Genomic DNA, 7,344 nt, shown 5'->3' with positions numbered 1-7,344 from the left:
GGCCGCCCCGCCCCGCCGCGCCGGCCTGCGCGCGGCGCCGGCGCAAGGTGCTGCTGGCCGAGGACAATGTCGTCAACGTCGAGGTGGCCTGCGCCATGCTCGAAAGCCTGGGTCTGGACGTCAACCTGGCCGCCGACGGCGAACAAGCGCTGCAATCGGTGCGCGACGACGATTACGACCTGGTGCTGATGGATTGCCAGATGCCGGTGATGGACGGTTTCGCCGCCACCGCCGAAATCCGGCGCCACGAATCGCAGCAGGGCCGCGCCGGCGCGGTGCCCATCATCGCCATCACCGCCAACGCCTTGCAGGGCGACCGCGAAGCCTGCCTGGCCGCCGGCATGGACGATTACCTGAGCAAGCCGTTCACGCAGCAGGCGTTGGGCCAGGCCATCGCGCGCTGGATTACGCTGCCGCGCGCGGCCACCGTGCACCATGACGACGGCCCGGACCCGCATCCGGACCTGGGCCTGGAGTTGGATTCGGCCTCGGATCCGAACGCAGACCGCATCGCACCCGCCGTCCCGCCAGCCTCAGAACCGGGCCCCGCGCCCGGCCCGCGAACAGACGCCGTGACGGCGCCACCAATTGACACGCCACCATCCGCGCCGGCCGGCACCGCGCCGGCGCCCAACCGCCACCACCTGAACCGCCGCGCGCTCGACCATATCCGCGCGCTCAGCGCCGACCACGGCGAGGCCCTGCTCGAACGCGTGCTGCACGCCTACGTCGACGACACGCCCAACCAGTTCCGCACGCTGCGCCTGGCCATCGCCACGCGGCAGCCCGAGCACTTGCGGCGCGCCGCCCACAGCCTCAAGTCGAGCAGCGCCAACGTCGGCGCCGAGACACTGGCGCGGCTGGCCAAGGACCTCGAACAACTGGGCCGCGACGACCGCACCGACGGCGCCGCCGCCATCCTGAGCGACATGGAATATGAATTCCAGGCCGTGCGCAGCGCGCTGAGCGCCATTTTAGAAAAGGAAACGTGATGGCACCGCCCCTCCCCTCCAAACGCGGCCTGGTCCTGGTGGCCGACGACGATCCCGTCATGCGCCTGCTGATGATGGAAATGCTGGCCCAGGTCGGCCTCGACGTGATCGAAGCGGAAGACGGCCTCAAGGCGCTGGCCTTCCAGCAAAGCATGGCGCCGGACCTGGTGTTGCTCGACGTCGACATGCCGGCCATGGACGGCTATGCCGTGTGCCGCGAAATCCGCCGCCGCCCGTCCGGCGCCGCCGTGCCCATCATCATGGTCACCGGCAGCGACGACCTCGAAGCCGTCACCCACGCCTACGAAGAAGGCGCGACCGATTTCGTCTCCAAGCCGATCAACTGGCCGGTGCTCGGCCACCGCGTGCTCTACGTGCTGCGCGCCAGCGACGCCATCGCCCGCCTGCGCATCGCCGACGCCCACAACCGCGCCGTGCTCGCCGCCATCCCCGACACCTTTTTTCGCCTCAACCAGGACGGCTATTATCTGGACTACGAGCAGGGCCATGATTCGAGCGCCGTGTTTTCGGCCGCCCACTGCGTCGGCAAGCACATCAGCGAAGTGCTGCCGCCGGCCATCGCCGAACGCTTGCAGCAGCAGATGCAGACCGTGCTGGAAACCCAGCACATCCGTTCCGTCGACTACGCGCTGCAACGCGGCGACACGGTCCAGCATTTCGAGGCGCGCCTGGTCACCAGCGGCGCCGGCGAGGTGCTGGGCCTGGTGCGCGACATCAGCGAACGCAAGCGCACCGAAGAACAAATCCGCCGCCTCGCCTATTGCGACAGCCTGACCGGCATCCCCAACCGCCAGGCGTTCCTGGAAACGCTGGAGAGCGAACTGGCGCGCTCCAAGCGGGACGGCAGGAAGTTCGCCGTGCTGTTCATGGACCTCGACGCCTTCAAGCGCATCAACGACACCCTGGGCCACAACGTCGGCGACCATTTGCTGCAAGCCGTGTCGGAACGGTTGCGCGACACGATACGGCCCAGCGACCTGGTGTCGCGCGCCGCCGAGCAGGGAGTCCAGGGCGACCATAATCTGGCGCGCCTGGGCGGCGACGAATTCACCATCCTCATCCCCGACCTGGAGCGGGTCGACAACGCGCTCAACGTCGCGCACCGCGTCAAGGAAGTGATGCGCCGCCCCTTCCTGCTCGACACCCACGAAATCTTCGTCACGGCCAGCATCGGCATTTCGCTGTATCCGCAAGACGGCGAGGACTGCGACTCGCTGCTCAAATACGCCGACACGGCCATGTACCACGCCAAGAACTGCGGCAAGAACAACGCCAAGCTGTACAGCTCGTCGCTGACGATGCAGATCATGAGCCACGTCAAGCTCGAAGTAGGCTTGCGCAAGGCGCTGCAACACAAGGAACTGTATCTGTTGTACCAGCCGCAGATCGACGTGCCGAGCGGGCAGATCGTCGGCGTCGAGGCGCTGGTGCGCTGGCGCCATCCCGAGCGCGGCGTGATTTCTCCGACCGAATTCATCCCGCTGGCCGAGGAGACGGGCTTGATCGTGCCCATCGGCGAATGGGTGTTGCGCACGGCCTGCGCCCAGGCCGGGCCTGGCAGCTGCCCGGCAAGGCGCCGCTGCGGATCGCCGTCAACCTGTCGGCCAAGCAATTCAAGGATGAGAACCTGACCCAGATCGTGCTGTCGGCCCTGCACGACACCGGCCTCGACGCGCAACTGCTGGAACTGGAACTGACCGAAGGCACGCTGATGGATGACGCCCGCGCCACCCTGGTCACGCTGGAACAGTTGCGCGGCATCGGCGTCCACCTGTCGATCGACGATTTCGGCACCGGCTACTCGTCGATGAACTACCTGAAGCGCTTCGACGTGCGCACCCTGAAGATCGACAAGAGTTTCATCAGCGGCTTGCCGCAGGACACGGAAAACGCCGCCATCACGCGCGCCATCATCGCCATGGCGCACGGCCTGAGGATGGTGGTGGTGGCCGAAGGCGTCGAGACCGGCGAGCAGTTGCTGCTGCTGGAACAATACGGCTGCGACATGGCGCAGGGCTACCACCTGGGCCACCCATCGTCGCCCGAGTCGATCACGCTGATGCTGGGCAAGCAATACGCGCCGAACGGGGCGGCCTGCTAGCTGCGGCGCCATGGTGAACGCCAGGCAACGCGACAATATTGCACGACTCTAACGCAAGATACCCGCCAACTCAAAATCCGCAACGACCATCAGAACGCTGCCGAACGGATCGCTCGCCATCCAGGCATGGTCGCCGGGCCGATCAGGCGGTTCATACGCCGTCTACGAAAAGCAAATCGATGGCGGCGGCACAACCGTTCAATATACCAAAACCACTTACGATCAAAGCGGGCGTATCATCAACGTGAAAGACCAGATGAACGGAGGCGTATTTTAATGAACGTCCGCGAGATCGACCGCCTCGCAGCGGTGCGCTCGCTGCTCGATTTTTCCTTGCCGCTGCAAGATAGCCTGCGGCAGCTGGCGTCGCTGGACTGGGACTATGAAGGCGCCGCCGCCACGCTGCGCAAGGAACATATCGCCGCCGTGCTGGCGCGGTATCGCGCGGGACAACTCGGCGCAGCCGATATCGAAGCCTGGGCCGATGCGGTCGAGGGCCGCGACGATATCGACTTCGAGATGGCCGATGCACGCCTGCTCAAGGACCTCATCTTCGAGCTGGCCAACCCGCTATTGACCCACGCCCTGAACCAGACGCGCGCGGCGGATCTGCTGGCGCGGCTGCTCAGGACGGCGGCGCCTACAGCACGCCATCGCCCTTGAGCGCGGCGATCTCCGCCGCGCCATAGCCGAGCGCGCCCAACACTTCCTCGTTATGCTGGCCGAGCGCCGGCCCCATCCACTGCGTGCGGCCGGGCGTGGCCGACAGCTTGGGCGAGATGGCCGGCAGCTTGAGCGGCGTGCCGTCGGCGAAGTGGTGCTGCTCGAACATGTCGCGGGCGAGAAATTGCGGATCGCTCATCATGTCGCGCACCGAATAGATCTTGCCGGCCGGGACGTCCGCCGCCTGCAACACCGTCAGCGCGCCGGCGATGTCTTGCGTGTCGCACCAGGCCTGGATGGCGGCGTCGATCTCGGCCGTGCGCGGCACGCGGCCATCGTTGCGCGCCAGTTGCGGGTCGCCGGCCAGGTCGATGCGGCCGATGGCCAGCATCAGCCGCTTGAAGATGGCGTCGCCATTGCCGGCGATGACGATGTTGTCGCCGTCGCCGGTGGTGTAGGTGTTCGACGGCACGATGCCGGGCAGCGCGCCGCCGGTGCGCTCGCGCACGACGCCGGCGTGGTCGAATTCCGGCACCAGCGACTCCATCAGGTTGAACACGGATTCGTACAGCGCCACGTCGACCATCTGGCCCTGCCCCGTTTGCCGTCCGCCGGTGGCGTCGCGGTGGCGCAGCGCCATCATGGCGCCGATCACGCCGTGCAGGGCCGCCACCGAGTCGCCGATCGACACGCCCACCCGCACCGGCGGCCGGTCGGCGTGGCCGGACACGTAGCGCAAGCCGCCCATGGCCTCGCCGATGGCGCCGAAGCCGGGCATGTCCTTCATCGGCCCGGTCTGGCCGAAACCCGACAGGCGCACCATGATGGTGGCCGGATTGAGGGCCCGCAATTGCTCGTAGCCAAGCTCCCATTTTTCGAGCACGCCGGGCCGGTAGTTTTCGACGATGATGTCGGCCTCCAGCGCCAGTTGGCGGGCGATGGCGCGGCCGCGCGCGTGCTTCAGGTTGAGCGTCAGGCTTTTCTTGTTGCGCGCCTGCACCGACCACCACAGCGACGTGCCATCCTTGAGCACGCGCCATTGCCGGATCGGATCGCCGCCGTCGGGCGATTCGATCTTGACCACCTCGGCGCCGAACTCGGCCAGCATGCGGGCGCAGAACGGCCCGGCGATCAAGGTGCCCAGCTCCAGCACCTTGATGCCGGCCAGCGGCAGGGCGGCCGCCGGCTTGCCTGAGGAGGACGGTGCGCTCATGGCCTCAGGTGGCCCGGCGGTCCAGCATGGCGCGGGCGATGGTGCCGGCGTCCACATATTCGAGCTCGCCGCCCACCGGCACGCCGCGCGCCAGCCGGCTCACGCCCAGGCCGCGCGCCTTCAGCATTTCGCTGATGTAGTGCGCGGTCGCTTCGCCCTCGTTGGTGAAGTTGGTCGCCAGCACGACTTCGCCGACCACGCCGTCGGTGGCGCGCTCGATCAGCTTTTCCAGATGGATATCCTTGGGGCCGATGCCGTCCAGCGGCGAGAGCCGTCCCATCAGCACGAAGTACAGGCCCTTGTAAGTGAGCGTCTGCTCTATCATCAGCTGATCGGCCGGCGTCTCGACCACGCACAGCAGGCGGCGGTCGCGCTGCTCGTCGGCGCAGGTGCCGCACACCTCATCTTCGGTGAAGGTGTTGCACTGCGCGCAGTGCTGCACCGCCTCGACCGCCTGATGCAGCGCGCGCGACAGCATGGCCGCGCCCTCGCGGTCGTGCTGCAACAGGTGGAAGGCCATGCGCTGCGCCGACTTGGGGCCGATGCCCGGCAGCCGGCGCAAGGCCTCGGTCAGGAAGTCAAGCGACTTGGACATCAGGCGTACCGCCCGATCCGCGACATGGCGATCAGAACGGCATCTTGAAGCCGGCCGGCAGATTCATGCCGGAAGTGAGGCCGCCCAGCTTTTCGGCCGACGTCGCCTCGGCCTTGCGCACGGCGTCGTTGAAGGCGGCGGCGACCAGGTCTTCCAGCATGTCCTTGTCCTCGGCCAGCAGGGTCGGGTCGATGGAGACGCGCTTGACTTCGTTCTTGCAGGTCATGACGATCTTGACCAGGCCGGCGCCGGACTGGCCTTCGACATCGATCAGCGCCAGCTGGTCCTGGGCCTTCTTCATATTGTCTTGCATCGCTTGCGCCTGCTTCATCAAGCCGGCCAATTGGTTTTTCATCATGATGGAATACTCCGTAATTGAAATAAGTTGAAAGAAAATCAGGCGGCGGCGGCCGGCGGCACGATGGAACCGGGCACCACGAAGGCGCCGAAGTCGCGCATCATCTCGTTGACGAAAGGATCGCCGGCGATGGTGTCCTCGGCCGCCTGCTGACAGGCTGCGCGGTGGGCTTGCGCCTCGGCGCTGGCCGTGTACCATACGGCGCCGAGTTCGGTGTCCACGCGCACGGCGCGGCCGAAGCGCTCGCCCAGCGCGGCCGTCAGCTTCTCGACGTTGCCGGGCGTGCGCCAGGTTTCGATCGGCACGCGCACCCGGAACACGTGGGCGTTGCCGTCGAGCGTGCAATCGATCAGCTCGGCCTGCATGGCCAGTTGCTGCGCCACGCCGCGCAGCGGCAAGGCGGCGGCCACGGCCGGCCAGTTGCCGTCCCAGTCCAGGCCCGGCACCGGCGTGATGACATAGGCGTGCGGCGCGCGCGCCGGGGCCGGGGCCGGGCGCGCCGATTGCGGCGCGGCGGCCGGCATCGCCTCCATCATCGATGCCGGCGCCGACTGCGCGACGGCGGTGTCATCGGAAAATTCGGTGACCCAGGGCGGCAAGTCGTCGTCGTCGGCTTGTTGCTGTGCTTGTTGTGGTGCCAACGGCGGCGGCATCGCCTGCGCGGGCATGGCGCGCACCGGCGGCGTCTGCTGGGCCGGCGACGCCATCTGCGACGCCTGCTGAAGCTGCGGCGCCACGGCCGGACGCGCGGGCGCTTCCAGCACGGCAGCGGCAGCGGAGCCGTCGCCAGCCGACAGCGACGGCGCACTATCTTCCCACGGCGCCGGATTGCGCGGCGCACTCGGCGCGGACGCGACCGGCGCCGCCGAAGCGGCCGGCGCTGCGGACGGCGCCGGTGGCATGGCGCGTGCCGCAGCCGAGGTCTGCGATACAGCGGCGGCTGGCGTCGATGCTGGCGTTGATGCTGATACTGGCGCTGGCGCCGGTGCCGCCGAGTCCGGCGCCGCACCCGACGCTGGCGGACGACCGCCCTGTTTCGAGGCCGCACGGGCCGCTTGCAAGGCGGCGTCGATCGCGGCGCGGGCGCTGCTGACCGGCACCTGCGGCGTGGCGGCGACAGCTGGCGCCGCCGCATATTCGCGAACGGGCGCCGGTGCGGGTGCCGGCGCCGGTGCAGGCATGGCCATCATCGGCCGCGCCGGAACAGCGGTGGCGGCCGGAGCAAAGGCGGCAACCGAGGCAGCCGAGGCGGAAGCGTTTGCAGCAGCCGGCACCGACATCGATGCCACCGCCGACGCCGGCGCAGCGTCACCGCGCGCCGCATCGCCGCGCGCCAGCGCCGCAGCGGCGCCCGCCACGACGGCGGCTGGCGGCAGCACGGCGGCATGGCTGGCCATCGAC

General features: G+C 68.2%; 6 protein-coding genes and 2 pseudogenes. 4 read left to right on the top strand and 4 right to left on the bottom strand.

The window, feature by feature from the left end:
• From Q0S71_RS27085 to Q0S71_RS27070, 3 genes and pseudogenes are all read left to right on the top strand, one after another.
• Positions 1 to 992 (top strand): response regulator (locus Q0S71_RS27085; RefSeq protein ID WP_296002843.1); only part of this gene is annotated, 992 nt, incomplete at its 5' end.
• A pseudogene (locus Q0S71_RS27080) lies at positions 992 to 3,114 on the top strand (putative bifunctional diguanylate cyclase/phosphodiesterase). The gene Q0S71_RS27085 and the pseudogene Q0S71_RS27080, both read left to right, overlap by 1 nt.
• Before the next feature lie 276 nt (positions 3,115 to 3,390).
• A complete protein-coding gene (locus Q0S71_RS27070) occupies positions 3,391 to 3,777 on the top strand; it encodes a hypothetical protein (RefSeq protein ID WP_296002834.1) in 387 nt (128 codons plus the stop codon).
• Here the strand turns inward: Q0S71_RS27070 and Q0S71_RS27065 are convergent.
• From Q0S71_RS27065 to Q0S71_RS27050, 4 genes are read right to left on the bottom strand one after another with little or no spacing between them, the layout of a single operon-like run.
• Entirely contained in the window at positions 3,755 to 4,990 is a 1,236-nt protein-coding gene (locus tag Q0S71_RS27065; protein WP_296002832.1) for a CaiB/BaiF CoA-transferase family protein, read from the bottom strand. The two genes, Q0S71_RS27070 and Q0S71_RS27065, sit on opposite strands and share 23 nt — an antisense overlap.
• 4 nt (positions 4,991 to 4,994) lie before the next feature.
• Complete coding sequence (recR, locus tag Q0S71_RS27060) at positions 4,995 to 5,585, bottom strand: recombination mediator RecR (RefSeq protein ID WP_296002829.1); 591 nt, start codon at positions 5,583 to 5,585, stop codon at positions 4,995 to 4,997.
• Between the two features lie 31 nt (positions 5,586 to 5,616).
• The gene (locus Q0S71_RS27055) at positions 5,617 to 5,943 is read right to left on the bottom strand and encodes a YbaB/EbfC family nucleoid-associated protein (RefSeq protein ID WP_296002828.1); all 327 of its coding nucleotides are present in this window, start codon (positions 5,941 to 5,943) and stop codon (positions 5,617 to 5,619) included.
• A 38-nt stretch (positions 5,944 to 5,981) separates the two neighbouring features.
• Positions 5,982 to 7,133: a hypothetical protein gene (locus Q0S71_RS27050; RefSeq protein WP_296002826.1), complete on the bottom strand. Its 1,152-nt coding sequence runs from the start codon at positions 7,131 to 7,133 to the stop codon at positions 5,982 to 5,984.
• On the opposite strand from Q0S71_RS27050, the pseudogene Q0S71_RS27045 reads away from it, so the two are divergent.
• Positions 7,123 to 7,344: pseudogene (locus Q0S71_RS27045) on the top strand (hypothetical protein); the annotation flags it as partial. The gene Q0S71_RS27050 and the pseudogene Q0S71_RS27045 overlap by 11 nt on opposite strands.

This window comes from Rugamonas sp. (assembly GCF_025354735.1).
Lineage (GTDB): Bacteria > Pseudomonadota > Gammaproteobacteria > Burkholderiales > Burkholderiaceae_D > Rugamonas.
This window is presented reverse-complemented; position numbering and strand designations above follow the sequence as displayed.